Origin of the sequence: Cellulomonas phragmiteti, assembly GCF_016862775.1 — a bacterium.
Classification (GTDB): Bacteria; Actinomycetota; Actinomycetes; order Actinomycetales; family Cellulomonadaceae; genus Cellulomonas; species Cellulomonas phragmiteti.
Window position 1 is genome coordinate 15,581 of the sequence record NZ_BONP01000026.1, and the last position, 25,273, is coordinate 40,853.

The window sequence follows — 25,273 nt, forward strand, 5'->3', positions numbered from 1 at the left end:
CGCGGACGCGGCAGCGCCTCGCGGCCTAGAGTTCAGAGGGACAACCGCAGTCGCGTTGCCCGGACCGGTGGTGCCGACGGGGTCGATCTACGCGTCGATGGGTCGGCTCAGGATGGTCGTCGCCAGCTCGGTCGGATCGCGGTGCTGGTCGTAGCGTCGCAACGCGTCGATGTACTGCGACTTGTCGACGTCCCAGTCGTAGGTCGACGGCGGCTCGTCGGCGCGTTGGGCGGCGAGCAGGGTGAGGTCGGCCAGCAGGCGGGTGGAGCGACCGTTCCCGTCCGCGAAGGGGTGGATTCGAACGGTCTCTGCGTGGACAGCGATCCCCAGCTGGTGGGCGGTCCAGTCCGACGTGTGCTGCCAGCGGTACAGGATCCCGTCGAGCGAGCTCCGCAGTGCCGTGGCGATCTGTTCCGGGGCGACACCGAGGTTGAGCTCGTGCCGTCGGAGCCTGCCACCCCACGTCCAGATGTCCCTGTAGAGCTGGGCGTGCAGGTCACGAAGGAAGTGATCGGTGACCACGTCGGTCACACCAGCAGTCCCGTCGAGGACAGAGTCGACGAGGTCCTCGGTGACCGCCGTCTGGACTGCTTGCTCGAGGTCGTAGACGTCTGCCTTGGTGGGCGGGTCGGGCAGTGCGTCGCGCGCGTCGGGGAGGAGTGCCGCAAGCTCGTCCCAGTCGAGCGGCGTCTCGCCGTAGCCGGGTTCGAGCGGTGTCACGAAGCGCGACGGGTGCGCGCGGCGACGAACTGCTCGACCTTGGCGGAGCGCACGAACTCCTTGGGGACGACTCGGCCTTCGAGCTTGGCGGAGGCTCGGGTGGAACGCTCGGCGGAACGCTTGACCGCGTTCTTGTCGACGACTCGACGCTCCATGTGCCCTCCTCCAGCTCCCAGGAATGCCATGTTACGCAGGCAGCTCCGATGACGGCAGGGCGCGGCGCTGACAGCGAGTACGTCGACAGCGGGGACTGGCAACGGGTCGCCTTGGCGGCGCCGTCGACCCTCACGACGCGTGCTTGCCGCCGTACCGCCGGCGGGCGGTCTCACCGCTCGTCCCGACCGCGGCACCGATCACCTTCCACGGCGTGTCCGAGCGCCTGGCGATCGCCACCGCCTCAGCGATCTCGCGTTCGGCCTCAGCGCGCTTGAGGACTGCGAGCCTCAGCTGGGTCACGGGTGAGACGGTGTCGCGGTCGCCGGGCTCGGGCTCGTGCGCCTCGAAGCGGTCTGCCAGGCTCTCGGCCCGGGCCATCATCTCGTCCAGAGAACCGGGCACCCAGGATCACCTCCGGGACTTGGGTCGGGCCGGCACGGGGAACGGCTCGCTCGTGTCGATGAAGACCCGCCACAGGCGGGCCACCTGCCTACGCCCCGAGGGTCGCGCGGATCGCGTCGGCACCGGTCCGGCGCTGTTCGCGCTCGGCGGCCACATCCACGACGTCCTGCACGCGGATGCGGCGGTGACGGCTGCCCGGCAGGCGGCGGAAGGGGAGTACGCCGTCTTCGCACAGGCGGTCGACGAACTGCCGCGTCACGCCGAGTACCTCTGCCGCCTTCGCAGGGCTGAGCTCGTCCTCAGCGCGCAGTACCACGACCCGCGTGCCGTGCGCGACGTCGTCGAGCACCGCACGCACAGCGGCCTCGACCGGGGTGTCACCCACCAGCCGGTCCGCCAGCTCTCTGGCGCCGGACCGTACGGCGGGGTCCGCAGGGTCGAGAGTCGTGGAGCGCGCATAGGTCGCCATGCGGCCTACCGTACGACCATCTGCAATAACAGCAACCTCATGCACGCGCCCGCGGATCAGCCCCGGTCGAGGCGGTCGCGCAGCAGCACCGCGATGTCGGCGACCTCGGGGACCCCGACCGGCGGCCGGGCGGGCACGGCGGCGGGTGTGAGCGGACCGGCGGGCTCCTGGGTGCCGGTCGCCCCGGCGCCGGGGGCCGGGCGGGTGCCACCGTCCACGGGCGTCGTCCCGTCCGCCGCGTCGGCGCCCTCGGTCGCCGCCCGCGTGTGTGCCGCGACCCCGTCGCTGAGCATCACCGTGCAGAACGGGCACGCGGTGGCGATCGCACCCGCGCCCGTCGCGACGGCCTCCGCCGCGCGGACGGTGCCGATGCGCTCGCCGATCGTCTCCTCCATCCACATGCGCGCGCCGCCGGCACCGCAGCAGAAGGACGTCTCGCGGTTGCGCGGCATCTCCGCGACGGTGACGCCCGCGGCGGCGAGCAGCTCGCGCGGCGGCTCGTAGACCTCGTTGTGCCGGCCCAGGTAGCAGGGGTCGTGGTACGTGACGGAAGCGCCGTCCGCGTCCTCGCCGACGCCGGGAGCGAACCGCAAGCGACCCTCGGTGACGAGCGTGTCGAGCAGCTGCGTGTGGTGGACCACCTCGTAGCGCCCGCCCATGGCCGGGTACTCGCGGGAGATCGTGTTGAAGCAGTGCGCGCACGTCACGACGATGCGCTGCGTGCCCACCTCGTTGAGGGTCTCCACGTTCTGCGCGGCGAGCATCTGGTACAGCGCCTCGTTGCCCGCGCGGCGTGCGGGATCGCCCGTGCAGGTCTCGCCGTCGCCCAGCACGGCGAACGTCACGCCCGCCGCGTGCAGCAGCTCGGCGACCGCACGCGTCGTCTTCTTCGCGCGGTCCTCGAAGGCGCCCGCACACCCGACCCAGAACAGCCAGTCGACGTCGGCGGCGGACTCGACGTCCGCACCGACGACCGGCACGTCGAACTCCAGGCCCTTGGCCCAGTCCAGCCGCTGCCGCGCCGGCAGGCCCCACGGGTTGCCGCGCCGCTCCATCTTGGTGAACGTGCCGCCCAGCTCGGCCGGGAACGCCGACTCCATGAGCGTCTGGTAGCGGCGGATGTCGACGATCGTGTCGACGTGCTCGATGTCGACGGGGCACTGCTGCACGCACGCGCCGCACATCGTGCACGCCCACAGGGCGTCGGCGTCGATGACGCCGGACGCGACCAGGTCCACGCCCAGGTGCGGGTCGGCCAGCGCCTCCGGCGACGCGCCCGCGGCCCGGGCGGCCTGCACGTACGGCGCGGTCGCCGCGGCGTGGTCCCGCAGCGCGAGCGTCAGCAGCTTGGGGCTCAGCGGCTTGCCGGTCGCCCACGCCGGGCACTGGTCCTGGCAGCGGCCGCACTCGGTGCACGTCGCGACGTCGAGCAGGCCCTTCCACGGCAGGTCCTCGACCGCGCCGACACCCAGCCGCAGGTCCTCCGGGAGGTCCTCGACGGCCGTCAGGTCCAGCGGCTCACCGGCGGCGTCCCGCAGCGGGACGAGCGGACCCAGCGCGGGCCGCCCGTCGACCTCGCGCCGGGCGTACACGTTGACCACCGCCAGGAACCGGTGCCACGCCACGCCCATCGTCGGCAGCAGCCCGACGACCACGAACCACGCGTTCGACACCAGGATCTTCACCAGGGCGACGACCACCACGACCGTCTCGAGCGTGGCCGGGTCAATCTCGACCCAGAGCTCGCCGAGCCACGCCGTCAGCGGGAAGTGCAGCGTCGACGCCCACGCCTCGCCGTCCTGCACCCCGAGCGCGTACTCCAGCCCACGCAGTGCGAGCACGGCGACGACGACCAGCAGGATCGTCGCCTCGACGACGTACGCCCACGCGCGGTTGGACCCGAAGAACCGCGACCTGCGCTGCTGCGCCTCGGACTCGTCGGCGCGCGGCTGGACCCGCTGCCGCAGCACGATCAGGTAGCCGATGCCCAGCAGCCCCAGCCACGCGAACGCCTCGATCGCCCACTCCAGCGGCACGAAGTGCGCGAGGAACGGCAGGCCGTACCGCGGGTCGACCAGCTGCCCGTACCCGGTCAGCAGCGTGACCACCAGCACCGGGAACGACACCATGACCACCCAGTGCGCCACCCGCACCGCGGGACGCTGCTGGAACCGGCCGTGACCCACCACCTCGCGTGCGAGCGTCGCGAGCCGGGGGCCGACGGGACCCCAGCGGCCCGGCAGCGGCCGCCCGATCCGCACGGTCCGCACGATGACGACGACGCCGCGCGCGAACACCGCCACGCCGACGACGGTCGCGAGCGCGGCCAGGACGAGTGCCACCAGCTGCGTCGGGTTCACGCGGTCAACCTAGCGTCCGCGTCGGACGGTGACGTGGGTCGCCCGGTGCGCGGTCACGCCGGGTCGACCGGATGGCTCTCTCGCGGGCTGGGGTGGGGGCGGGAGGCGGGCTGGATTGCTCTCTCGCGGGCTGGGGTGGGGTGCGGGGGGGAGGGCTGGATTGCTCTCTCGCGGGGTGGGGGTGGGTGTGGCGTGCGTGACGCGTCGGGGATCGCGCCGCGCGGCCGGTGCGAGGGTGTGCGTTGATAGCATCAGCGCGTCCCCCCGACCCCGCCACGACGCTCGTGACCAGCACGGACCCGCCCCCCGGGTCGCCTCAGGTCGTCGAGCGCCGTGCGTCGTCGCACCTCGACACCCGGGGGCTCACGCCCTGACTGCCGACCGACCGACCACCCGCCCCCGACACGGACGGAGCCGGACGTGCTGCTGCTGCTGACGGTCCACCTCGCAGCGGCCCTCGTCGCGCCCGTGCTCTTCCGCCTGTGGGGGCGTCGCGCGTTCTGGGTGCTCGCGGCCGCGCCCGCCTCCGCGGCGGTGTGGGCGCTGACGTGGACGGCCGACGTGCGGGCGGGACGCGGCCCCGTCCAGACCGTCGAGTGGGTGCCCGCGCTCGGCCTCGAGCTGAGCTTCCGGCTCGACACCCTCTCCTGGCTCATGACGATCGTGGTCGGGGGCGTCGGCGCGCTCGTCCTCGTCTACTGCGCCGCCTACTTCTCCCCGACCGCGTCCGGCCTCGGCCGGTTCGGCGGGGTGTTCACGGCCTTCGCCGGCTCGATGCTCGGCCTGGTCACGGCCGACGACATGCTCCTGCTGTTCGTGTTCTGGGAGCTCACCACCGTCACGTCGTACCTGCTCATCGGGCACTACGCGGACCGCAAGGCCAGCCGGCGCGCCGCCATGCAGGCGATCATCATCACCACCGCCGGCGGTCTGGCGATGCTCGTGGGCGTCGTGATCCTCGGGCACGCCGCCGGCACCTACTCGATGTCGACGCTCGTCGCCGACCCGCCCGCCGCGTCCCCCGCGATCGTGGCGGCCGTCGCGTGCCTGCTCGCCGGCGCCGCGACCAAGTCCGCGCTCATCCCCTTCCACTTCTGGCTGCCGGCGGCCATGGCGGCACCGACACCCGTGAGCGCCTACCTGCACGCGGCCGCGATGGTGAAGGCCGGCGTCTACCTCGTCGCGCGGTTCGCGCCCGCGTTCGCCGAGATGCCCGTGTGGCGCTGGTCGGTCGTCGCCCTCGGCGGCGGGACGCTGCTGCTCGGCGGGTACCGCGCGCTGCGGCAGCACGACCTCAAGCTGATCCTCGCGTTCGGCACCGTCAGCCAGCTGGGCCTCATCATCCTGCTCGTCGGCCTGGGCACGCAGGCCACCGCGCTGGCCGGCCTGGCGATGCTGGGCGCGCACGCGATGTTCAAGGCCGCCCTGTTCCTCGTCGTCGGCACCGTGGACGTCGCCTGCGGGACGCGCGACCTGCGGCGGCTGTCCGGCGTGGGGCGCGCCCTGCCGTGGACCGCGCTCGCGGGCGGTCTGGCCACGGCGTCGATGATCGGCCTGCCGCCGTTCGCCGGGTACGTCGCCAAGGAGGCCGGGCTCGAGGGCGTGGCGCACCTGGAGGGCGGCACCGTCGGCTGGATCGTGCTCGTGGCCGTCGTCGTCGGGTCGGCGCTGACCGTCGCCTACGGGCTGCGCCTGTGGTGGGGGGCGTTCGCGACCAAGGACGCCCTCGTCCCGCAGTCGAAGACGCAGGACGCCGAGGGCGTCGCGACCACGACGTCCCTGGCGGTCGGCGGCGACGAGTCCGTCGAGCCCGCACCGGTGACGCGCCCGTCGTTCCTGCTCACCGCGCCCGCCCTGGTGCTGTCGTTCCTCGGCCTGGTCGTGGCCCTGCTCCCGCAGCTCGGGGAGCAGCTCCTGGCGCCGTACGCGGCCACCTACCCGATCGGCGAGCCCGGGCACCTGCTGCTGTGGGGCGGGTTCGGGCTGGTGCTGTGGCTCACCGTGGGGATCCTGGCCGTCGGCGGTGCGTTGTTCCTCGTGCGGGACAAGGTCGAGCGGTGGCAGGCGCGCGTCCCGCACCTCCTCGAGGCGGACCTCACGTACCGGCGCTCGATGCGCAAGCTCGACGACCTGGCCGCGGACGTCACGGCCGTCACCCAGCGCGGGTCCCTGCCGCTGTACCTCGGCATCATCCTGCTGACGTGGGTCGTCGCGGTCGGCTCCGCGCTGCTCACCGGGACGTCGTTCCCCACCGCGACCCGGCCCTGGGACTACGCCGCGCAGACGGTGTTCGCCGCCGCCGCGATCGTCTCGGCGATCCTCGTGGCCCGCGCCCGCCGCCGGCTCAAGGCCGTGATCCTCGCCGGGATCAGCGGGTACGCGCTCGCCGGCATGTTCCTGCTCTACGGCGCCCCCGACCTGGCGGTCACGCAGGTGCTGGTCGAGACGATCACGCTGGTCGTGTTCGTCCTCGTGCTGCGCCGCCTCCCCCCGTACTTCTCCGACCGTCCGCTCGCGGCGTCGCGGTACGTGCGCCTGGGCCTCGGACTGGCCGTCGGCCTCGTCGTGGCGGGCGTCGCGCTGGTCGCACCGTCGGCGCGCGTGCACGCCCCGGTGTCCGCCGACTTCGCCACCGAGGCCTACGAGTTCGGCGGCGGCAAGAACATCGTCAACGTGACGCTCGTCGACATCCGCGCGTGGGACACGATGGGCGAGCTCTCCGTGCTGCTGGTGGCGGCCACCGGCGTCGCGTCGCTCGTGTTCCTCTCCGCCCGCGGCGGCCGGATCTTCCGCGAGCGCGAGGCCCCCGCGGACCGCGCCGTGTGGGGCGGCGGGGTCCCCGACCCCATGGCCGCGCTGCGCCGCCCGCGCACCGCCGACGCCACGCCCGACCCGGACGGCGGCGTGCCGGCCACCCCGGGCCGCGGCACGGCGCGGGCCGCCGGAGCGCGGGCGCGGGAGTGGCTGCGCGCCGGCCGGACCGTGGCCCCGCAGCGCCGCTCCGTCATCTTCGAGGTCGTCGTGCGGCTGCTGTTCCACACGATGATCGTGTACTCCGCGTTCCTGCTGTTCAGCGGGCACAACCAGCCCGGCGGCGGGTTCGCCGCCGGCCTCGTCACCGGCATCGCGCTGGCCGTGCGCTACCTCGCCGGCGGGCGGTACGAGCTCGGGGAGGCCGCACCCGTGCAGCCCGGCGTGCTGCTCGGCACGGGCCTGTTCCTGTCCGCCGGGGTGGGGCTCGCGGCGCTGTTCGTCGGCGGCAACGTGCTGGAGTCCTGGATCCTCGAGTTCGACCTGCCCGTCTGGGGGCACGTCAAGCTCGTCACCAGCCTGTTCTTCGACGTCGGGGTCTACCTCGTCGTCGTCGGGCTGGTCCTCGACATCCTGCGCAGCGTCGGCGCCGAGATCGACCGCCGCGCCGAGACCGGGGAGGACGACGTGGCCGAGCACGCCGTCAGCGGCTACGACCACGTGGTGGTCGCCCGGGGCGACCGCGGCGCGGACCCCCCGCGGGTCCGGTCCGACGGCACCGGCGAGGGGATGGTCCCGTGAGCGACGTCGTCATGAGCCCCAACATCGTCGTCGTCGTGACGATCGCGGTGCTGTTCACCGTCGGGGTCTACCTGGTGCTCGAGCGCAGCCTCACGCGCATCCTGCTGGGCATCGTCCTGCTGAGCAACGGCACCAACCTGCTCATCCTCGTCGCCGGGGGAGCCGCGGGCGCACCGCCGATCATCGGCGTCGCGTCCGACCGCCCCATGAGCGACCCGCTGCCGCAGGCGCTCATCCTCACGGCCATCGTCATCACGCTCGGGCTCACCGCGTTCCTGCTCGCCATGGCCTACCGGTCCTGGCAGCTGCACCGGCACGACGAGGTGCAGGACGACGTCGAGGACCGCCGCATCGTGCGCCTCGCCGCGCGTGACGAGCGCGCGTTCGAGGACGACGACACCGAGTCCGACGGCGAGACCCTCGACGAGGAGGCCGCGAGCGCCCGCGACGAGACCGACGAGGGCCGCGCCACGCCCCCGCCGCCGCGCGGCGGACCGACGCACGGGGAGGAGGGACGTTGACCGACTGGAGCTGGCTCGTCCCCCTGCCCGTGGTGCTGCCGCTGTCCGCGGCCGGCCTGGCCCTGGCGCTGTACCGGCGCCCGCGGCTGCAGCGCATCGTGTCGCTCGCGACCCTGACGCTCGTCGCCGTGGTCTCCGCGGCGCTGCTGGTGCTGGCCGACTCCGGGCCGGTCGTCGTCGAGGTCGGGGACTGGGCGACGCCCGTGGGGATCAGCCTCGTCGCGGACCGGCTGTCCGCGCTGATGCTCACGGTGTCGTCCGTCGTGATCCTGTGCGTCCTCGTCTACTCCCTCGCGCAGGGGCGGGAGGACGGCGAGCGGTTCGCGCCCATCTCGATCTTCCACCCCACCTACCTCGTGCTGTCCGCCGGGGTCGCCAACGCGTTCCTCTCGGGGGACCTGTTCAACATCTACGTCGGGTTCGAGATCCTGCTCGCGGCGTCGTACGTGCTCATCACGTTGTCCGGCACCACCGAGCGCATCCGCGCGGGCACGATCTACGTGGTCGTGGCGATCCTGTCGTCCGTGCTGTTCCTCGTCGCGATCGCGGCGGTGTACGCGGCCGTCGGCACCGTGAACCTCGCGCAGCTCGCGATCCGCCTGCCCGAGGTCGACCCGGGCGTGCGGCTGGTCCTGCAGTCCATGCTGCTCCTCGCGTTCGGCATCAAGGCCGCCGTGTTCCCGCTGTCCGCGTGGCTGCCGGACTCCTACCCGACCGCACCGGCACCCGTCACGGCCGTGTTCGCCGGCCTGCTCACCAAGGTCGGCGTGTACGCGATCATCCGCACGCAGTCGCTGCTGTTCCCCGGCGGGCGCCTCGACGACATCCTGCTGTGGGTCGCGCTGGCCACGATGCTCGTGGGGATCCTGGGCGCCGTCGCGCAGGACGACGTCAAACGTCTGCTGTCGTTCACGCTGGTCAGTCACATCGGCTACATGGTGTTCGGCATCGCGCTGGGCAGCGTGCACGGCTGGACCGCGGCGATCTACTACGTCGCGCACCACATCACGGTGCAGACCGCGCTGTTCCTCGTCGTCGGCCTCGTCGAACGCTTCGGCGGCACGACGTCCCTGGACCGACTCGGCGGCCTGGCGAAGATGACCCCGGTGCTGGCCGTGCTGTTCTTCGTCCCCGCGATGAACCTGGGCGGCATCCCGCCGTTCTCCGGGTTCCTCGGCAAGGTGGGGCTGCTGGAGGCCGGTGTCGAGCGGGGCTCGGCGCTGGGGTACACGCTGGTCGCCGGGTCCGTCGTGACGTCGCTGCTGACGCTGTACGCGCTGATCAAGGCGTGGAACAAGGCGTTCTGGCAGAGCCCGCCGGAGGAGCTGCCGGCCCACCGCGTGCCCCCGATGATGATCGCGCCGACGGCGGCGCTCGTGGTGTTCAGCCTCGCGCTGACCGTCTTCGCCGGACCGCTGTACGCGTACACGGCGCGCGCCGCGCAGAGCCTGGCCGAGCGCTGGCCCTACATCGAGGCCGTCCTGCCCGACGGGCAGCGCGGTGACGGCGAGTCGCAGCGTGCGGCCGAGGAAGCGGAGGACGGCGGATGAGCCTGCACCCGCGCCGCACCGGATGGCGCTTCCAGTGGGTGACGATCGTCTGGCTGACGATCGTGTGGGTCCTGCTGTGGGGCGACATCACGTGGGGCAACCTCGTCACCGGCGTGCTGCTGGGCGTGCTGGTCACCGCAGGGCTGCGCATGACGCCCGTCGACTTCCGTGGCCGGGTGCACCCCGTGGCGCTGCTGGTGCTGCTGGGCCGGTTCGCGCTCGACCTGGTGCGTGCGTCGTTCGAGGTCAGCGCCGTCGCGCTGCGCCCCCGGTACACGCCGCGCGGTGCCGTGATCTGCGTCCAGCTGCGCAGCCACTCGGACCTGTACCTCACGATGACGGCCGAGCTCGTGTCCCTGGTGCCCGGGTCGATCATCGTCGAGGCGCACCGGCTCACCGGCCGGCTGTACGTGCACGTCCTCGACGTGGAGACCAGCGGCGGGGTCGAGCAGGCGCGGCAGAACGTGCTGGACCAGGAGGCCCGCCTGCTGCGGGCGATCGGCTCCGACGAGGAGCTGGCCGACGCGGGCCTGCACCGCGGACGGCGCGCCCGGGAGGTGGCGGCACGATGAGCACGTTCGACGTCGTCACGGTGGTCTGCGCCGTGCTGCTCACCCTCGGTGCGCTGTTCGCGGTGGTCCGCGCCGAGAAGGGGCCCTCGACCCTCGACCGGACGGTCGCGCTGGACATCGTCGTCACGGCGATGATCGCCGGCGTCGCGCTGTACGCCGCCTACTTCCGCCGTGCGGACGTGGTCCCGCTGCTGGTGGTGCTCTCGCTCGTCGGGTTCGTCGGGTCGGTCACCGTCGCGCGGTTCGCCGCCGTGGAGCCCGAGGGCGAGGGCCGGGTGCGCACCCGCGAGGAGGTCGCCGCGGAGGAGGCGGAGAAGCTGCGCCTCGAGCAGGAGGAGGAGGCGGGCCGGCGCCGCCGCCGGCGCGCGGCGGAGGACGAGGCACGCCGGGTCGAGGACGAGCAGGTCACGCTGGTCGCCCCGCGGGACCCGGCCACGGGCGCCCCGGTGCCCGGCGCACCCGTCTTCCCGGCCCCGGCGACCTCGACGTCGACCGTCGAGCCGGCGCCGGACGACGAGCACCACGGTGGCCCGGCCGACGAGGAGATCCGATGACCGTGCAGCAGTGGGAGACCGTCGCGGACGTCGTGTCGATCGTCTGCCTGCTGGGCGGCGCGTTCTTCGCGTTCGCCGCCGGCATGGGCGCCCTGCGCTTCCCCGACCTGCTCTCGCGCATGCACGCCGGCACCAAGCCGCAGGTCCTGGGGCTCGTGCTCGTGCTCGTCGGGCTGGCGCTGCGGCTGCGCGAGGGCGGCGCGGTGTGGGCGCTGGTGCTCGTCGCGGTGTTCCAGATGCTCACCGCACCCGTCGCCGCGCACATGGTCGGCCGTGCCGGCTTCCGCACCGGGAAGGTCCGCAACGACCTGCTGGTCGTCGACGAGCTGACGCGTGACCTGGAGGGCACCCGCCCCGGCGCCCCGGGGCGTGACGCGGACCTCTGACGCGGCGCCGCGCGCCGCACCGTCCCGCCCGGTGCCGCGTCAGTCCGCGAAGACCGAGCGGACCCGGATGCCGAACTCGCGCCGCAGCGCCCGGCGGGCCGCGAACCACCCGCCGAGCCCGTGCACGCCCGGACCGGGTGGGGTGGCCGCGGAGCACAGGTAGACGCCGTCCGCACCGACCGCGTAGGGGTCGAGCGCCGCCGTGGGCCGCGCGAACATCTGCCGCAGGTCCACCGAGCCGGTCGCGATGTCCCCCCCGACCCAGTTGGCGTTGTGGTGCGACATCTGCGACGCCGGGACGGAGCGCGACGCCACGACCACGTCGCGGAACCCCGGCGCGTAGCGCTCGACGTGCCGCGTGATCGCCTCGGTCGCGTCGACGTCGGACCCCGCGGGGACGTGCGCGTACGTCCACAGCGGACGCAGCCCGCCGCGCACGCGGCCGGGGTCGACGACGGACGGGTCGCTGACCAGGCACATCGGCAGCTCGGCGTGCCGGCCCGCGTGGACCTCCGCCTCCGCGTGCGCCATCTCCGGGCGGGTGCCCCCCACGTGCACGGTGCCCGCCCGCCCGACGTCCGGGTGCTCCCACGGGACGGGCCCCGACAGGACGAAGTCGACCTTGGCGGCGCCGTCGCCGTGCCGGTACCGCTCGAGGGCGGCCCGCCGGCGCACCGGCAGCTCGTCGCCGAGCACCTCGACCAGGCCCCGCGGGGTCGTGTCGAACAGGTAGCAGCGGGCCGTGGGCAGGTCCGCGCGCGAGCGGACCGGGTGGTCGGCGACGACGGTGCCGCCGTGCGCCACGAGGTCGTCGACCAGCGCCGCCACGATCGCCCCGGACCCGCCGCGCGGGATCGGCCACCCGCGCCCCGCGTGCGCGAGCGCCGCCAGCAGCAGCGCCGTCCCCGCGGCCGCCGGGCTCGGCAGGGGCGAGATCGCGTGCGCCGCGACGCCCGTCAGCAGGGCCGGGGCCACGTCGCCCCGGAACCGCCGTCCCCACAGGGGCGTGCCCTGCTCGAGGACCCCGAGGCCGAACCTCGCCGCACCGGGCAGCCCCGCGGGCACCAGGCCCGCGGGCAGGCTGCGCTTGTCGAACAGCGCGGCCCGCACCACGTCCGGGCTGCGCTGCGCCAGGGCGCCCACCAGCGAGCGCCACGCCGGGCCGTCCTCGCCCAGGCCGTCGACCGTGCGGTCCAGGTCGTGCCACGCCAGGCCCGCCCGGCCGCCCGGCAGCGGCTGGGCGAACGACAGCTCGGGGACCAGCAGGTCGACCTTGCGCTCGAGGCCGAACGCGCGGAAGAACGGCGAGGCCCAGGCCATCGGGTGCACCGCCGAGCAGATGTCGTGCACGAGCCCGTCGGCCAGGCCCAGGTCGAGCGTCCGCGCGCCCCCGCCGATCGTGGACTGCGCCTCCAGGACGGTGACGGACAGCCCGGCGCGCGCCATCGTCACCGCAGCGGCAAGACCGTTGGGACCCGAACCGACGACGACGACGTCCATGGCGCCATTGTCGCGTCGCGCACCACGGGGGCGCGACTCGCCCTGCGCGACGGCGAGGTCACCCGTAGCGTGACGGGCGGACGACGGGGTCGGCGGAACGGTGAGGGGCGCGTGGACGAGGACGTTGGCACTGCAGGACCCCGGCAGGGCGCATCCGCCGAAGACGAGACGGGTCAGCGGCGACGCGCGCGCACGGTGACGTGGACCGCCGTCGGTCTGCTGGTCGTGGCGGCGGCCGTCCAGGTCGAGCTGTGGCCGCTGACCGCGTACCGGCTGTTCAGCGACGTGCGGACCGCGACGACGACGACCATCGACCTCGTCGCCGTCGCCGAGGACGGCACCCGGACGCCCGTGCGGCTGGACCCCCGCAACCCCGTCGTGCTCGCGACGGGCGGGCAGTACGCGCAGGTGCCCGGGGAGGACCCGGAGGTGCAGCGGGCCAAGGTGCGGGCGTGGCTGAGCGCTGCCGGCGTGGACGTCGCGGACGTGGCCACCACCCGCCTGGAGCGGGTCGTGCTGGAGCTGGACGCCGGGACCGGCGCACGGCGCGAGACGTCGCGCGAGCTGCTCGTCGAGGTCGTGCCGTGACCGCGGGGACGGCGACGGCGCCGGTGCGCCCGTGGTGGAGCCCCGCGCGGCTCGACGAGCGGCTGGTCGCCCCGGGCCCGGCGTTCCGGCTGCTCGAGGTGCACACGCTCGTCGCCCTGGTCATCGGGCTGCGGCTCGCGACCCGCGACTGGACGCTGGTCGCCGAGCGGCCGGACGTGCTGACGACCCGCGCGCACCTGGTCGGGTGGGTGCCGGCGCCGGTGCCCTCGTGGCTCCTCGTGGCGCTGCAGGTCGCCGGGCTCGTCGGGGTGACGCTCGTCGTCGCGCGGCGTCACCCGCGGTGGGGGTTCGCCCTGGCGTGGGCGACGTACACCGTGCTCACCGGCCTGTGGGCGGCGTCGGCCGAGACCCAGCACAACGACGTCCTCACGGTGAGCGTCGGGGCCGTGCTGCTGCTCGCCCAGGTGCCGGACCGGTCGGTCGACCCCCGGGACCGTCGGGTGGCCTGGGGCTGGCCGCCGCGCGCCGCGCTGGCCGTCGTCGCCACCGTGTACCTGATCACCGGGGTGCAGAAGCTGCGCCACAGCGGCGTGGAGTGGGCCACCGGCGACAACATGGCGTGGGTGCTGCGCTGGGGGACCTCGCCCCTGGGGGACGGCCTGAACGCGTTCGTCGCCGACCAGCCCCCGCTGCCGCAGCTGCTCGCCGGCGGGGCGCTGGTCCTCGAGCTCGTCGCGCCCGTGCTGCTCGCGGTGCGCGTCACGCGCATCCCGTTCGCGCTGGCCGTGCTGGCGATGCACGGCAGCATCTGGGCGTTCCTCGGGCTGGACTACTGGGCGTGGGTGCTGACCGTCGCCGCCGTCGCCGTCCCCCTGGGGCTGCCGCGCGACGTGCCCGTCCTGGCAGCCGCGCGGCGGCGCGTCAGCGGCTGACGCGCCCGGCGAACCGCGCCGCGCCGCGGGTCGCCAGCACCCGCGCGAGGGCGACGGCGGCACCCGTGATCGCCGCGGCCGCGGCGACCTCGCTGAACCGGATGTCGTCGGCCGTCGAGTCCGCGGCCGGGGGCTTGTGCCCCTTCGTCTTCTCCCACGCGGTGTCGATGATCTTCTGCACCGCCCACGCCGCGGCGAGGGCCACGCCCGCACCCACGAGCTTCGCGGTCATGGACTGCTTCTGGTCGTCGTCCGACATCCCGGGTCCTCCTCGTCGTCGTCTGCTGGGACGCTACCCGGGATCGGGCGATCGCACAGGTCGGGGTTAGGATCGGCGGCGAACGACAGGGGAGCGTCAGGCGTCGGGCCGTGGTCCGGGGCGAGGACGCTGAGAGTGCGGACCACCGCAGACCCTCGAACCTGATCCGGTTGGTACCGGCGTAGGGAGTCGGGCTTTCTCTCCTCGGTCGTCGCGCGCGGGCGTCGACGTGGGTCGGCCCGTGCCGCGGCGCCCGTGGGACCCCTCCGACACGACGGAGGATCACCGCCACATGGCCACCCCCAGCCCCCGCAGGACCCCGCGCGCCCGGCGCGTCACGACCGGTGCCGCCGCGAGCGTCGCCCTGGCCGCGCTCACCGCGTGCTCGGCGGTCGGCGGCGCGACCCCCGCCGACGACACGACGAGCGGCGCCACGGGCACGGTCACGCTCGTGACGCACGAGTCGTTCGCGCTGTCCGAGGGGTTGCTCGAGCAGTTCGAGGACGAGACCGGGCTGAGGGTCGAGGTCGTGCAGCAGGCGGACGCCGGTGCGCTGGTCAACCAGCTGGTGCTCACCCAGGACGCCCCGCTGGGGGACCTGGTCTACGGGATCGACAACGCGTTCGCGTCGCGCGCGCTCGACGAGGGCGTCGTGGTGCCCGCCGAGCTCACCGCGCCGGCGGCGTCCGACGCGGCCGCGTACGCGGTGCCCGGGGACGACGGCGCGCTGACCGCCGTCGACGTGGGCGACGTGTGCCTCAACGTCGACACCGCGTGGTTCGCCGCCCAGGGGGTGCCGGAGCCGACGACGCTGGAGTCGCTGCTCGACCCGGCGTACCGCGACCTGCTCGTGGTCCCCGACCCGGTGACCTCGTCGCCCGGCCTGGCGTTCCTGCTCGCGACCGTCGGCGCGTTCGGCGAGGACGGCTGGGTGGACTACTGGGCGGGCCTGCGGGACAACGGCCTGCAGGTGGCCGACGGCTGGTCCGAGGCGTACTACACGGACTTCACCGCCGGCGGCGGCGACGGCCCGCGGCCCGTCGTGCTGTCCTACGCGTCGTCCCCGCCGTTCACCGTCCCCGAGGGCGGCGACGCCCCCACGACCCGCGCGCTGCTCGACACGTGCTTCCGCCAGGTCGAGTACGCCGGGGTGCTGGCCGGGGCGGCGAACCCCGAGGGTGCGGCGCTGCTGCTGGACTTCCTGCTGTCCGACGACGTGCAGGCCGACATCCCGGCGTCGATGTACATGTACCCCGTGAGCACGGCCGTCGAGCTGCCGCAGGACTGGGCGACGTGGGCCCCGCTGGCCGACGAGCCGTTCGAGGTCGCGCCCGCCGACATCGCGGAGCACCGCGAGGCGTGGCTGACGACCTGGTCCGACACGGTCATCGGCTGACCGTGCCCACCGCGCCCGCGCTCGCCCCCGCGCCGCAGGTGCGTCCGCGCACCCCCGGCGGCGGGCGCGGTGCGCGGGCCGGGTGGACGGTCGCGGTCGCGGTCCCGCTGGCGTTCCTCGCCGTGTTCTTCGTCGGGCCCGTCGCGGAGATCGTGGGCCGCGGGTTCGTCGCCGACGGCCGGCTCGACCTGGGCGGGTTCGGCGACGTGTTCTCCCGGCCACGCACGTGGCGGGTCGTGGGGCAGACGCTCGCGCAGGCGACCCTCGGGACCGTCGGCGCCGTGCTGCTCGGGGTGCCCGGCGCGTACCTGCTGTACCGCTGCCGGTTCCGCGGGCGCGACGCGCTGCGCGCGTTCGTCACCGTGCCGTTCGTGCTGCCGACCGTCGTCGTCGGCGTCGCGTTCCGCTCGCTGCTCGTCGACGGCGGGCTGCTCGGCGGCCTGGGCCTGGACGGCACGTTCACCGCGATCGTGCTGGCCCTGGTGTTCTTCAACTACGCGATCGTCGTGCGGACCGTCGGCGGCATGTGGGAGCGGCTGGACCCGCGCACCGAGCAGGCCGCCCGCGCCCTGGGGGCGTCGCCGTGGCGCGTCCTGCGCACGGTGACGCTGCCCGCGCTGGGGCCGGCGGTGGCCTCGGCGGCGTCGCTGGTCTTCCTGTTCTGCGCCACCGCGTTCGGCACCGTCCTCGTCCTGGGCGGGCGGCGCTACGGGACCGTCGAGACGGAGATCTGGATCCAGACGACGCAGTTCCTCGACCTGCGGGCCGCCGCGGTGCTGTCCGTCGTCCAGCTCGTGGTCGTCGTCGCGGCGCTGTCCGTGGCCGGCCGGGCCCGCGCCCGCACCGAGCGCGCGCTGACGCTCGGCGGCCCGGCCGCCACGGCCCGTCCCGTGCGGCTGCGCGAGCCGGTCGACGCCGTCGCCGTCGTCGTCACCGCGCTCACCGTCGGCGGGCTGCTCGCGCTGCCGCTGGTCAACCTCGTCGTCCGCTCGATGCGCACCCCGCGCGGCTGGGGGCTGGACAACTACGCCGCGCTCGCGGTCCCGCAGGACACCCTGGCCGTCTCGGCGTGGCAGGCGGCTGGCACGTCGGTGCGCACGGCGGTCGACGCGACCGTGATCGCGCTGGTCGTGGGAGGGCTGGTCGCGCTGGTGGTCTCGCGGCGCCCGCGCGGGGCCCCGGCGCGGCGCGCCGTCGCCGGGCTCGACACGCTGTTCATGCTGCCGCTGGGCGTCTCGGCCGTGACCGTCGGGTTCGGGTTCCTCGTCTCCATGGACGCGCCGCTGGGCATCCCGGTGGACCTGCGGACGTCGCCCGTGCTCGTCGCGGTCGCGCAGGCCGTGGTCGCCGTGCCGCTCGTCGTGCGCACCGTGCTGCCCGTGCTGCGGGCCGTCGACCCGCGCCAGCGCGAGGTCGCCGCGACCCTGGGCGCGGCACCCGGCCGGGTGCTGCGGACCGTCGACCTCGCGGTCGCGCTGCGGGCCGTCGGGCTGGCGCTCGGGTTCGCGTTCGCCGCGTCCCTCGGGGAGTTCGGGGCCACGTCGTTCCTCGCGCGCCCGCAGGACCCGACGCTGCCCGTCGTGATCTTCCGGCTGCTGGGACGCCCCGGCGCCGAGAACTACGGGGCCGCGCTCGCGGCGTCCGTGCTGCTGGCCGCCCTCACGGCGGGCATCGTGGCGGTGTGCGAGCGGCTGCGCCGCCCGGGGATCGGAGGTGCGTGGTGAGCGACGGGCTGCAGGCCGCCGACGTCGTCGTGCGGTACGCCGCGGCGGCGGCGCCGGCCGTCGACGGCGTCGACCTGGCCGTGCCGACCGGGGAGGTCGTCGCGCTGCTCGGCCCGTCCGGGTGCGGCAAGTCCTCCCTGCTGCGGGCGGTCGCCGGCCTCGAGCCGCTGAGCGGCGGCGACGTCGCGTGGGACGGCGTGTCCGTCGCGGACGTGCCCGTGCACCGCCGCGGGTTCGGCCTGCTCTTCCAGGACGGGCAGCTGTTCGCGCACCGCGACGTGGCCGGCAACGTCGCCTACGGGCTCGCGGAGCGGCGCGACCGGGTCGCCCGCGACGCGCGCGTCGCCGAGCTGCTCGACCTCGTCGGGCTGCCCGGCACGCAGCGCCGCGACGTCGGCACCCTGTCCGGCGGCGAGCGGCAGCGCGTGGCCCTCGCCCGCGCCCTCGCGCCCCGGCCGCGCCTGCTGCTGCTCGACGAGCCGCTGTCCGCGCTCGACCGCGCCCTGCGCGAGCGGCTCGCGCTCGACCTGCGCGACGTGCTGGTCGCCACCGGGACGACCGCGCTGTTCGTCACCCACGACCAGGACGAGGCGTTCGCGGTGGCCGACCGCGTCGCCGTCATGGACGCCGGGCGGCTCCTGCAGGTCGCCGCACCCGGCGACCTGTGGGCGCGCCCCGCGTCGCGGCGCGTCGCGCAGTTCCTCGGGTACGAGGCGTTCGTCGACGTGCCGGGTGCGGGCGACGCCGTCGCCCCGGCGGTCCGCGCGCTCGTCGACGCCGCGCGCACCGCCGGGCTCGCGCTGCTGCCGACCGGGGGCGTGCTCGCGCTCGCGGCCGGGGCGTTCGTCGTCGCACGGGACGGGCACCCGGGCGGCGCACGGGACGTCGACGGCGTGGTGCGGGTCCTGCGCTCGCGGCGCGGTCGCACCGAGGTCGTCGTCGACGTCGACGGGGTCGGCCGGGTCAGCGCGCTGGCCCCCGCCGGCTGGACGTGCACCCCCGGCGAGCGGGTCGCGCTGCGCGCCGACGCCGCTGCGGTCGCCGGGCTGTCGGGCTAACGTCGGAGCAGGGGCAGGGACGTCGGCGTCCCGCACCGAGCGGAGTTTCCGCACCGAGCACAGGTTTGTACCGAGCACAGTGAGGTGAGCGGCATGACCCTCGAGCGTCGTGAGGTCGTCTCCGTCGACGTCCGCACCCCCGTCGCGACCGTGTGGGAGCACCTGCGGGACCCGCACCTGGTCCGACGGTGGTTCGGCTGGGACTATGACGGGCTCGACGCCGAGATCCGCGAGATCTTCGTCGACACCGTGCGCGAGGAGCACGACGAGGCCGACGGGGTCACGACGCGCACGCTGGTGTGGCGCAACCACGACCGGATGGTCGTCACCGCCCGCGACGCCGACCCGGAGCTGACCCGCGTCGCGGTGACCCGCGCCGGGCGCGACGAGCTGCCGGCGTTCGACGGGGTCTTCGACGAGATGGACGAGGGCTGGATCCAGTTCGTCCACCAGCTCGCGTTCGCCCTCGACGTGCACCCGGGCGAGGACCGCGTCACCCTGCAGGCGCACGGCCTGGACGCCGGCGACCGCCGCGACCCGCTGCTGTTCCGCGCCGGGCTGCACGGCGTGCGCGGCCTGCCCGTGCGGGGGCACGTCGACGCGACGCGGCCCGACGGCTCGCGCGTCGGCGGCACCGTCGTCTACAAGACGGAGCACCAGGTGGGCATCCACCTGCACGGGATCGCGGAGTCGCTGCTCCTCCTCGTGATGCGCCCGGCTGTGGAGCGCCCGCCGCACGGCACGGTCGACGCGACGCTGTCGACGTACGGGCTGGACGAGGCCGTGCTCGACGAGGCGCGGCGGCGCTGGGCCGGCTGGTGGGGGCTGCGCCGCACCTGACGAACCTGTGCCCGACCCCGGGCCCGACCCGCGCCCGACCCGGGCCCGACGGCCGCGACCTCACAGGCTGCGCTGCCACACCCCGCAACCGCCCGCGGGCCGGAAGCCCAGGGCCACGTTGATCGCCAGCATCCAGCGGTTCTCCTCGGCGTTCCACGTGCTGATGCGCCGCACCGACGGACGCTGCGCGAGCAGCGTCTGCAGCTGCACGGTCTTCACGAGCATGCCCAGCCGGTGCCCGCGGTGCTCGTGGGCGACCAGCGTGTCCTCCTGCCACACGAACTCGTCGGTGTGGGGCGGGACCATGAACGCCGAGTACGCGACGAGCCGCCCCGTCGGGACGTGCTCGACGGCCGTGGTCAGCAGGTGCTCACCGCGGCCCAGCGCCTCGGCGTCCTCGTCGCGCACGCGCGCCGCGTCCCACACCTCCTCCTCGACGTCCAGTCCCGCCGTCGGCTCGTCGGTGCTCATGCGCACGTACAGGTCGGCCATCTGCTCGACGCGGTCGTCGGGGGTCGCGTCCACCCAGGTCACGGGACGGTAGTCGGGGCCGGCTGCCGCGGCGGCCCGGGCGCGGTGCTCCTCGAGCGTCGCCGCGTCCACCGGCAGGGTGAGCCGGGAGTGCCGGGCCACCTGCTCGAGGTCCCAGCCGCGGGCGAGCGCGAACCGCACGGAGGGGTCCGTGCGGGAGATCAGCCCCTCGCCCGTCGGCGCGCCCAGCGCGTCGGGCCCGGGGGCGGGCTCGACCGCCTGCTCGGTCTCCGCCAGCAGCCGGGTGCGCCCGGCCGCCCGGGCGGCCTCGCACGCCGCGGTGTGCAGCGCGTCACCGATGCCGCGGCCGCGGTGCTCGACGCGCACGCCCAGGTCGAGCCAGCCCGTGTGGGTGTTGTCGGCCAGCGGCAGCTCCAGGCGGGCGAAGCCCAGGACGCGGTCCGGGTCGGCCGCGTCCGTCGAGTCGTCCACCGCGACCAGCCGCGGGCGCAGGGCGTACTCCTGGTGCTGCACCTGCGACAGCGCGCGGCGGGGCGTGGTGGCGAAGTCGTCGGTCCCCCACACGGCGCGCGTCGTCGCGTTCTGCGCCGCGACCATGCCGTGCAGGAGCCAGGCGTCGGGGGCGTCGAGCGACGCCGGCACGGGCAGCTCACGGATCGACCAGGTCGTCATGGTGTCCACGATCCGCGCGCCGCGGTCTCGCGTCGAGCCCTTTACCGGCCGCCCCGGGCGTCGGGGCATAGCCTGCGGGGATGCCGTGGTGGGAGGTCGTGGGGTGGGCCGGGTCGGTCCTGGTCGTCGTGTCGCTCATGCAGGCGCGCGTGTGGCGGTTCCGGGTGATGAACCTCGCGGGCGCGGTGCTGGCCACGGCGTACAACGCGACGTTCGGCATCTGGGCGTTCGCGGCGATGAACGGCGCCATCGCGGTCATCGACGTGTACTGGCTGTGGCGGCTGCGTCGGGAGCGGTCCGACGCGGCTGTCTACGCCGTGGTCGAGGTCGCCCCCGACGACGCGTACCTGCGCCACGTGCTCGCGGTGCACGCGGTCGACGTCGCCCGGCACCGGACCGTGCCGCAGGACGACGTGGTCGGGGACGACGCCCGCGGGGACGCGCTGGCGTTCCTCGTCGTGCGCGGCGACGAGACCGTCGGCGTGGTGCTGGTGCGGGACGTCGGCGACGGCACGGGCGTCGTCGTCCTGGACTGGGTGACGCCCCGGTTCCGCGACTTCACCCCCGGGGAGTTCGTGTACCGGGACTCCGACGTGTTCGCGCGGCACGGGCTGCGCCGGCTCGTCGTACCCACGGCACCCGCGGGCGCGGTGGCGTACCTCGAGCGCGTCGGGTTCCGGCGCGTCGACGAGCGCGCGTGGGAGCGGTCGGTGGTCGCGGCCTGAAGGGCCGGCCGCTGGGCTGGATTGCTCTCTCACGGGAAAAAGGGGTGGGGCTGGGCACGCTCGCGGGGGAGCTGGATTGCTCTCTCACGGGGGTGGGGGGGTTGCTCTCGCGGGGGAGGGGGTCATGGAGGGGAGGGCTCGGGCCTGCGCGAGGCGCGTCTCCAGGTGGTGGCGCTCGGCGGTGTCGGGGACGAGCGTGAGCGCGCGCTCCAGCTCCTGCACGGCCTGCGCACCGTGCCCGGCGCGCAGCAGCAGCTCACCGCGCACCGCCGGCAGCCGGTGGTGGTGGCGCAGCGCGTCGTCCAGCCCGTCGAGCAGGGCGAGCCCCGCGGCAGGACCGGCGGCCTCCGCCACCGCGACGGCCCGCGCGAGCCGCACCACCGGGGACCCGGTGCGCGCCTCGAGCACCGCGTAGACGCGCGCCACGACGTCCCACCGGGTCTGCGCCGCCGTCGGTGCCGTCGCGTGCTCCGCGGCGGCGAGGGCCTGCAGCCGGTGCTCCTCCGCGAGCCCGTCCAGCGGGGGCACGCCGGCGAGCAGCGCCACCCCCTCGGCGATCTCCGCGGCGTGCCAGCGGGAGCGGTCCTGGTCGGGCAGCAGCACCAGGCGGCCGTCGTCGTCGAGGCGGGCGTCGCGGCGCGAGTGCTGCAGCAGCATGAGGGCCAGCAGCGCGTGCACGCGGGGTGACCCGCCCAGCAGCCCGTCGAGCTCGCGGGTGAGCCGCACGGCCTCGTCCGCGAGGTCGACGCGCAGGCCGCCGGGCACCTCGGCCGGCTGGTACCCGGCCGTGAACAGCAGGTACAGCACGGTCGTCACCGCGTCCAGGCGCTCGGCGAGCTGCCCCGGCGGGGGGACGACGAACGGCACGCCCGCCGCCGCGAGGCGCTTCTTCGCCCGTGTGAGACGCGCCGACATCGCCGTGTGCTGCACCAGCTGCAGCCGCGCGATGTCCGCGGTCCCCAGGCCGACGACGAACCGCAGCGTCATCGCGACGCGGTCCGCCGGGGCCAGGGCCGGGTGGCAGCACGTGAGCACCAGCCGCAGCTGCTCGTCGGCCACGTGCGCGCCGGGGTCCTGCGTCGCGGCGGCCAGCGCCCGCATCTCGTCGTCGACCACCATGAGGGGCTCCTTGCGGCGCTGCACCGACTGCGCGCGCAGCCGGTCGAGCACACGGCGCCGCGCGGCCGTCAGCAGCCACGCGCCCGTGCTCGTCGGGATCCCGTCGCGCGGCCACGTGCGCGCGGCGGCCTCGAACGCGTCCCCCGCGGCGTCCTCCGCCAGGTCCGGGCTGCCGAACTGCGCGACGAGCAGCGCGACGACGTGCGACCAGTGCGCCCGCCACGCCGCCGCGAGCGCGGCCGCGACGTCGCCCTGCCCGGGCGTCGGCTCTCCGCCGCCGTCGGTCGGGACACCGACCCCCGTCACCACGAGGGCCGGGTCCCGACCGGCGGCGACGGCCTCACGGCTCGACGCACTCGCGCACCTCGTGCGTCGTCTCCGGCAGCAGGCGCGCCAGGTCCACCACCGTCCGCTCGTCCGGTGCCTCGACGAGGTACAGGCCGCCCAGCTGCTCGGTGGTCTCCGCGAAGGGGCCGTCGGTGACCTCGACGTCGTCGCCCGCGTGGCGGACGGTGCGCGCCGAGGCCACGCCGGCGAGGGCCTCGCACGCGAGGATCGTCACCCCCCGGGCCCCGGCCTCCCGTGCGAACGCCGCGTGACCACGCTCGTACAGGGCGCGCCCCTCCGCGTCGGCGGACAGGTACGTCTCCTCGGCCTCGTAGACCAGGACGACGAACCTCACGGGACCGCCACGGCGGCGGGCACCGCCGTCCCCTCCACCGGCGCCCCCTCGACCGACGCCTCCTCCGCGGTGTGGACGGCCACCGGGCGCAGCTCGATCGTGCCGGGGTCGTTGATCAGCAGCGGAGCCGCCAGACGCAGCAGGCCGTCCGGGTCGGCCGTGCGGATCAGGTAGAACCCCCCGAGCTGCTCGGTGATCTCCGCGAACGGCCCGTCGGTCACCTGCGGACCGTCGGCGTCGACGCGCAGCAGCCGGGAGCGCGTCGGGCTGGCGAGCTCCTCACCCCCGACGATCTCGTGGCCGTGCTCCGCGCACGCCGTGGAGAACACGTCGTGCGCGGCGAAGGCCGCCTCCAGGTCGACGCACGCGTCAGGGTCGCCCCACAGCAGCAGCATCCACGTGGCCGGCGTGGCCGTGACCGGGGTGGTCGTGGTCGGCGTCGTCATGTCGTCCTCCGCTCGTCGAGGCACCCACTGTGCCCGTCCACCCGGACGACGCGCGAGACCCCCGGATTTCGACAGCGCTCCGGGTGCGGGACGGCACCGGCGTGCCTAACGTGGCGCTCGCCCGGCGACCCCGGGCCCTACCCGACCCCCGAGGAGCACACCATGTCCGATGCGGACCTCCGCCGCCGCCGCGTGCTGGCCGTCGTCACCAACTACGGCGTCGAGCAGGACGAGCTCGTCGTCCCCGTGGAGCACCTGCGCGAGGACGGCGCCACCGTCGACGTCGCCGCCGTGGACGACGCCCCGATCGAGACGCTCGTCGGCGACAAGGACCCCGGCCGCACCGTGCAGCCGACCACCACGGTCAGCGCGGTCGACCCCGACGCATACGACCTGCTGCTGATCCCCGGCGGCACGCTCAACGCCGACAACCTGCGCCTGCAGGACGAGGTGGTGCAGCTCGCCAAGACGTTCGCGTCGTCGGGCCGCCCCGTCGCGGCCATCTGCCACGGCCCGTGGCTGCTGGTCGAGGCCGGCCTCGTCGAGGGCAAGCGCCTCACGTCGTACCCCTCGCTGACGACCGACGTGCGCAACGCCGGCGGCACGTGGGTCGACGAGGAGGTCGTCACCGACGACACCCACGGGTTCCGCCTCGTCACGTCGCGCACCCCCGACGACCTCGAGGCGTTCCTGCGGGAGGTCGACGCGGCCCTGACGGCCTGACCGTGCCGGTCACCAGCGCCGGACTGCTGCTGCACCACGGGCGCGGCGCCGACGCGCACGTGCTCATCGCGCACATGGGCGGGCCGTTCTGGGCCCGCAAGGACGAGCGCGCCTGGTCCGTGCCCAAGGGCGTCGTCGAGCCGGGGGAGGACGTCGCGGCCGCCGCGCGCCGCGAGTTCCTCGAGGAGCTGGGCGTGCCCGCTCCGGACCTGCCGGCTCTCGACCTCGGGGCGTTCCGCTACGCCTCCGGCAAGGTCGTGCACGTCCTTGCCGTCGAGGTCCCTGCCGCCCTCGTCGGGTCGCCGGACGACCCCGCGTGCGCGGACCTCCTCGCGACGCGCCCGGGCGTCAGCACCGTGCAGGTCGAGTGGCCGCCGCGCTCGGGGCGCCGCGTCGACGTCCCCGAGGTGGACCGCGCCGCGTGGGTCGACGTCGCCCGCGCCCGGCCCCTGCTCGTCGCGGGCCAGCAGCCGGTCATCGACGCGCTGGTGGCGGCGACCTGAGCGACGGATGGTGCGTCACGCACCCGCGCGCATCTGCTCCATCATCCGCAGCGTCGCCGGGTCGCGCTGCTCGGGCCACCCGAACCCCGTCTCGTCGTCCCACGGCACGGGCTCGTCGTCGACGCTGACCTGCCAGGTGGTGCCCGGCAGGGCGCGGCGGACCTCGGTGAGGGCCTGGCACCAGTGGGCCAGGCCGAGGAACGTCGCGAACGGGTCCTGCTCGGGCAGCGTCGTCGTGCCGTCGAGCGCGGCGTCGCCCGGGTCGGCGAGGGTGAGCAGCTCACCCTCGAACGGGAACGCCGCGTTGTGGGCGGCGACCAGCCCGCGGGCGAGCGCGATCTCGTCGGGGCTCAGAGCCTGCGGACGTGCCGCGCGGTAGTGCAGCCGGACAGCCATGAAGCGGAGGATACG

General features: G+C 75.0%; 27 protein-coding genes and 1 riboswitch. Of the genes, 15 read left to right on the plus strand and 12 right to left on the minus strand.

Annotated features, from left to right (window positions below):
- Window positions 1–87: 87 nt before the first annotated feature.
- The 5 genes from Cph01nite_RS16170 to Cph01nite_RS16190 form a co-directional block, all read right to left on the minus strand.
- Entirely contained in the window at window positions 88–720 is a 633-nt protein-coding gene (locus Cph01nite_RS16170) for a Fic family protein (protein ID WP_203675720.1), read from the minus strand.
- Window positions 717–875, minus strand: a complete 159-nt coding sequence (locus Cph01nite_RS16175) for a hypothetical protein (protein ID WP_203675721.1) — start codon at window positions 873–875, stop codon at window positions 717–719. The genes Cph01nite_RS16170 and Cph01nite_RS16175 overlap by 4 nt, the downstream gene beginning before the upstream one ends.
- 130 nt (window positions 876–1,005) lie before the next feature.
- Window positions 1,006–1,278 carry a hypothetical protein gene (locus tag Cph01nite_RS16180; protein ID WP_203675722.1) on the minus strand — a complete coding sequence of 91 codons (273 nt, stop codon included), beginning with the start codon at window positions 1,276–1,278 and terminating at the stop codon, window positions 1,006–1,008.
- An 88-nt stretch (window positions 1,279–1,366) separates the two neighbouring features.
- Window positions 1,367–1,747, minus strand: coding sequence for a helix-turn-helix domain-containing protein (locus Cph01nite_RS16185; protein ID WP_203675723.1), 381 nt, complete (start codon window positions 1,745–1,747; stop codon window positions 1,367–1,369).
- Between the two features lie 56 nt (window positions 1,748–1,803).
- Entirely contained in the window at window positions 1,804–4,107 is a 2,304-nt protein-coding gene (locus tag Cph01nite_RS16190; protein ID WP_203675724.1) for a (Fe-S)-binding protein, read from the minus strand.
- Window positions 4,108–4,527: 420 nt separating this feature from the next.
- Between Cph01nite_RS16190 and Cph01nite_RS16195 the strand changes: the two genes are divergently transcribed.
- From Cph01nite_RS16195 to mnhG, 6 genes are read left to right on the plus strand one after another with little or no spacing between them, the layout of a single operon-like run.
- Window positions 4,528–7,659 (plus strand): Na+/H+ antiporter subunit A, encoded by a 3,132-nt coding sequence (locus tag Cph01nite_RS16195; RefSeq protein WP_203675725.1) that lies wholly within the window; start codon window positions 4,528–4,530, stop codon window positions 7,657–7,659.
- 11 nt (window positions 7,660–7,670) lie between these two features.
- Window positions 7,671–8,180, plus strand: a complete 510-nt coding sequence (locus Cph01nite_RS16200; RefSeq protein WP_203675756.1) for a Na(+)/H(+) antiporter subunit C — start codon at window positions 7,671–7,673, stop codon at window positions 8,178–8,180.
- The gene (locus Cph01nite_RS16205; protein ID WP_203675726.1) at window positions 8,177–9,730 is read left to right on the plus strand and encodes a Na+/H+ antiporter subunit D; all 1,554 of its coding nucleotides are present in this window, start codon (window positions 8,177–8,179) and stop codon (window positions 9,728–9,730) included. Before Cph01nite_RS16200 ends, Cph01nite_RS16205 begins: the two co-directional genes overlap by 4 nt.
- Window positions 9,727–10,302, plus strand: a complete 576-nt coding sequence (locus Cph01nite_RS16210; protein WP_203675727.1) for a Na+/H+ antiporter subunit E — start codon at window positions 9,727–9,729, stop codon at window positions 10,300–10,302. The genes Cph01nite_RS16205 and Cph01nite_RS16210 overlap by 4 nt, the downstream gene beginning before the upstream one ends.
- Window positions 10,299–10,856, plus strand: a complete 558-nt coding sequence (locus tag Cph01nite_RS16215) for an MrpF/PhaF family protein (protein ID WP_203675728.1) — start codon at window positions 10,299–10,301, stop codon at window positions 10,854–10,856. The genes Cph01nite_RS16210 and Cph01nite_RS16215 overlap by 4 nt, the downstream gene beginning before the upstream one ends.
- Window positions 10,853–11,242, plus strand: a complete 390-nt coding sequence (gene mnhG / locus Cph01nite_RS16220) for a monovalent cation/H(+) antiporter subunit G (protein WP_203675729.1) — start codon at window positions 10,853–10,855, stop codon at window positions 11,240–11,242. The genes Cph01nite_RS16215 and mnhG overlap by 4 nt, the downstream gene beginning before the upstream one ends.
- 39 nt (window positions 11,243–11,281) lie before the next feature.
- Here mnhG and Cph01nite_RS16225 read toward each other — a convergent pair whose 3' ends face one another.
- Entirely contained in the window at window positions 11,282–12,742 is a 1,461-nt protein-coding gene (locus Cph01nite_RS16225) for a phytoene desaturase family protein (RefSeq protein ID WP_203675730.1), read from the minus strand.
- Between the two features lie 195 nt (window positions 12,743–12,937).
- Here Cph01nite_RS16225 and Cph01nite_RS16230 point away from each other — a divergent pair, with 195 nt between their 5' ends.
- Both Cph01nite_RS16230 and Cph01nite_RS16235 read left to right on the plus strand, forming a co-directional pair.
- A complete protein-coding gene (locus tag Cph01nite_RS16230; RefSeq protein WP_203675731.1) occupies window positions 12,938–13,330 on the plus strand; it encodes a hypothetical protein in 393 nt (130 codons plus the stop codon).
- Window positions 13,327–14,223: an HTTM domain-containing protein gene (locus Cph01nite_RS16235; protein ID WP_239069317.1), complete on the plus strand. Its 897-nt coding sequence runs from the start codon at window positions 13,327–13,329 to the stop codon at window positions 14,221–14,223. The genes Cph01nite_RS16230 and Cph01nite_RS16235 overlap by 4 nt, the downstream gene beginning before the upstream one ends.
- On the opposite strand, the gene Cph01nite_RS16240 is transcribed toward Cph01nite_RS16235, so the two are convergent.
- Window positions 14,213–14,482 carry a DUF4235 domain-containing protein gene (locus Cph01nite_RS16240; RefSeq protein ID WP_203675732.1) on the minus strand — a complete coding sequence of 90 codons (270 nt, stop codon included), beginning with the start codon at window positions 14,480–14,482 and terminating at the stop codon, window positions 14,213–14,215. The genes Cph01nite_RS16235 and Cph01nite_RS16240 overlap by 11 nt on opposite strands.
- Before the next feature lie 77 nt (window positions 14,483–14,559).
- A riboswitch (TPP riboswitch) is annotated at window positions 14,560–14,687 on the plus strand.
- Between the two features lie 87 nt (window positions 14,688–14,774).
- Here Cph01nite_RS16240 and Cph01nite_RS16245 point away from each other — a divergent pair.
- From Cph01nite_RS16245 to Cph01nite_RS16260, 4 genes are all read left to right on the plus strand, one after another.
- Window positions 14,775–15,878 carry a thiamine ABC transporter substrate-binding protein gene (locus Cph01nite_RS16245; protein ID WP_203675733.1) on the plus strand — a complete coding sequence of 368 codons (1,104 nt, stop codon included), beginning with the start codon at window positions 14,775–14,777 and terminating at the stop codon, window positions 15,876–15,878.
- A gap of 2 nt (window positions 15,879–15,880) precedes the next feature.
- Window positions 15,881–17,602 (plus strand): ABC transporter permease, encoded by a 1,722-nt coding sequence (locus tag Cph01nite_RS16250; protein ID WP_373307597.1) that lies wholly within the window; start codon window positions 15,881–15,883, stop codon window positions 17,600–17,602.
- The gene (locus Cph01nite_RS16255) at window positions 17,599–18,660 is read left to right on the plus strand and encodes an ABC transporter ATP-binding protein (protein WP_203675734.1); all 1,062 of its coding nucleotides are present in this window, start codon (window positions 17,599–17,601) and stop codon (window positions 18,658–18,660) included. The genes Cph01nite_RS16250 and Cph01nite_RS16255 overlap by 4 nt, the downstream gene beginning before the upstream one ends.
- Before the next feature lie 93 nt (window positions 18,661–18,753).
- Window positions 18,754–19,500, plus strand: a complete 747-nt coding sequence (locus Cph01nite_RS16260; RefSeq protein WP_203675735.1) for an SRPBCC family protein — start codon at window positions 18,754–18,756, stop codon at window positions 19,498–19,500.
- Window positions 19,501–19,560: 60 nt separating this feature from the next.
- Here the strand turns inward: Cph01nite_RS16260 and Cph01nite_RS16265 are convergent, their stop codons facing one another.
- Complete coding sequence (locus Cph01nite_RS16265) at window positions 19,561–20,664, minus strand: GNAT family N-acetyltransferase (protein WP_203675736.1); 1,104 nt, start codon at window positions 20,662–20,664, stop codon at window positions 19,561–19,563.
- Window positions 20,665–20,744: 80 nt separating this feature from the next.
- Here Cph01nite_RS16265 and Cph01nite_RS16270 point away from each other — a divergent pair, with 80 nt between their 5' ends.
- Window positions 20,745–21,389, plus strand: coding sequence for a hypothetical protein (locus Cph01nite_RS16270; RefSeq protein ID WP_203675737.1), 645 nt, complete (start codon window positions 20,745–20,747; stop codon window positions 21,387–21,389).
- A gap of 84 nt (window positions 21,390–21,473) precedes the next feature.
- On the opposite strand, the gene Cph01nite_RS16275 is transcribed toward Cph01nite_RS16270, so the two are convergent.
- Genes Cph01nite_RS16275 through Cph01nite_RS16285 form a run of 3 tightly spaced genes read right to left on the minus strand, consistent with a single transcriptional unit; the run spans window position 21,474 to window position 23,636 of the window.
- Entirely contained in the window at window positions 21,474–22,817 is a 1,344-nt protein-coding gene (locus tag Cph01nite_RS16275; protein ID WP_239069318.1) for an RNA polymerase sigma factor, read from the minus strand.
- A gap of 31 nt (window positions 22,818–22,848) precedes the next feature.
- A complete protein-coding gene (locus tag Cph01nite_RS16280; RefSeq protein WP_203675738.1) occupies window positions 22,849–23,190 on the minus strand; it encodes a YciI family protein in 342 nt (113 codons plus the stop codon).
- On the minus strand, window positions 23,187–23,636 hold the full coding sequence (locus tag Cph01nite_RS16285; protein ID WP_239069319.1) for a YciI family protein: 450 nt from the start codon (window positions 23,634–23,636) through the stop codon (window positions 23,187–23,189). The genes Cph01nite_RS16280 and Cph01nite_RS16285 overlap by 4 nt, the downstream gene beginning before the upstream one ends.
- A gap of 162 nt (window positions 23,637–23,798) precedes the next feature.
- On the opposite strand from Cph01nite_RS16285, the gene Cph01nite_RS16290 reads away from it, so the two are divergent.
- Window positions 23,799–24,359 carry a DJ-1/PfpI/YhbO family deglycase/protease gene (locus tag Cph01nite_RS16290; RefSeq protein ID WP_203675739.1) on the plus strand — a complete coding sequence of 187 codons (561 nt, stop codon included), beginning with the start codon at window positions 23,799–23,801 and terminating at the stop codon, window positions 24,357–24,359.
- A 2-nt stretch (window positions 24,360–24,361) separates the two neighbouring features.
- Complete coding sequence (locus Cph01nite_RS16295; RefSeq protein ID WP_203675740.1) at window positions 24,362–24,862, plus strand: NUDIX hydrolase; 501 nt, start codon at window positions 24,362–24,364, stop codon at window positions 24,860–24,862.
- Between the two features lie 15 nt (window positions 24,863–24,877).
- On the opposite strand, the gene Cph01nite_RS16300 is transcribed toward Cph01nite_RS16295, so the two are convergent.
- Window positions 24,878–25,258: a hypothetical protein gene (locus tag Cph01nite_RS16300; protein ID WP_203675741.1), complete on the minus strand. Its 381-nt coding sequence runs from the start codon at window positions 25,256–25,258 to the stop codon at window positions 24,878–24,880.
- Window positions 25,259–25,273: the final 15 nt, after the last annotated feature.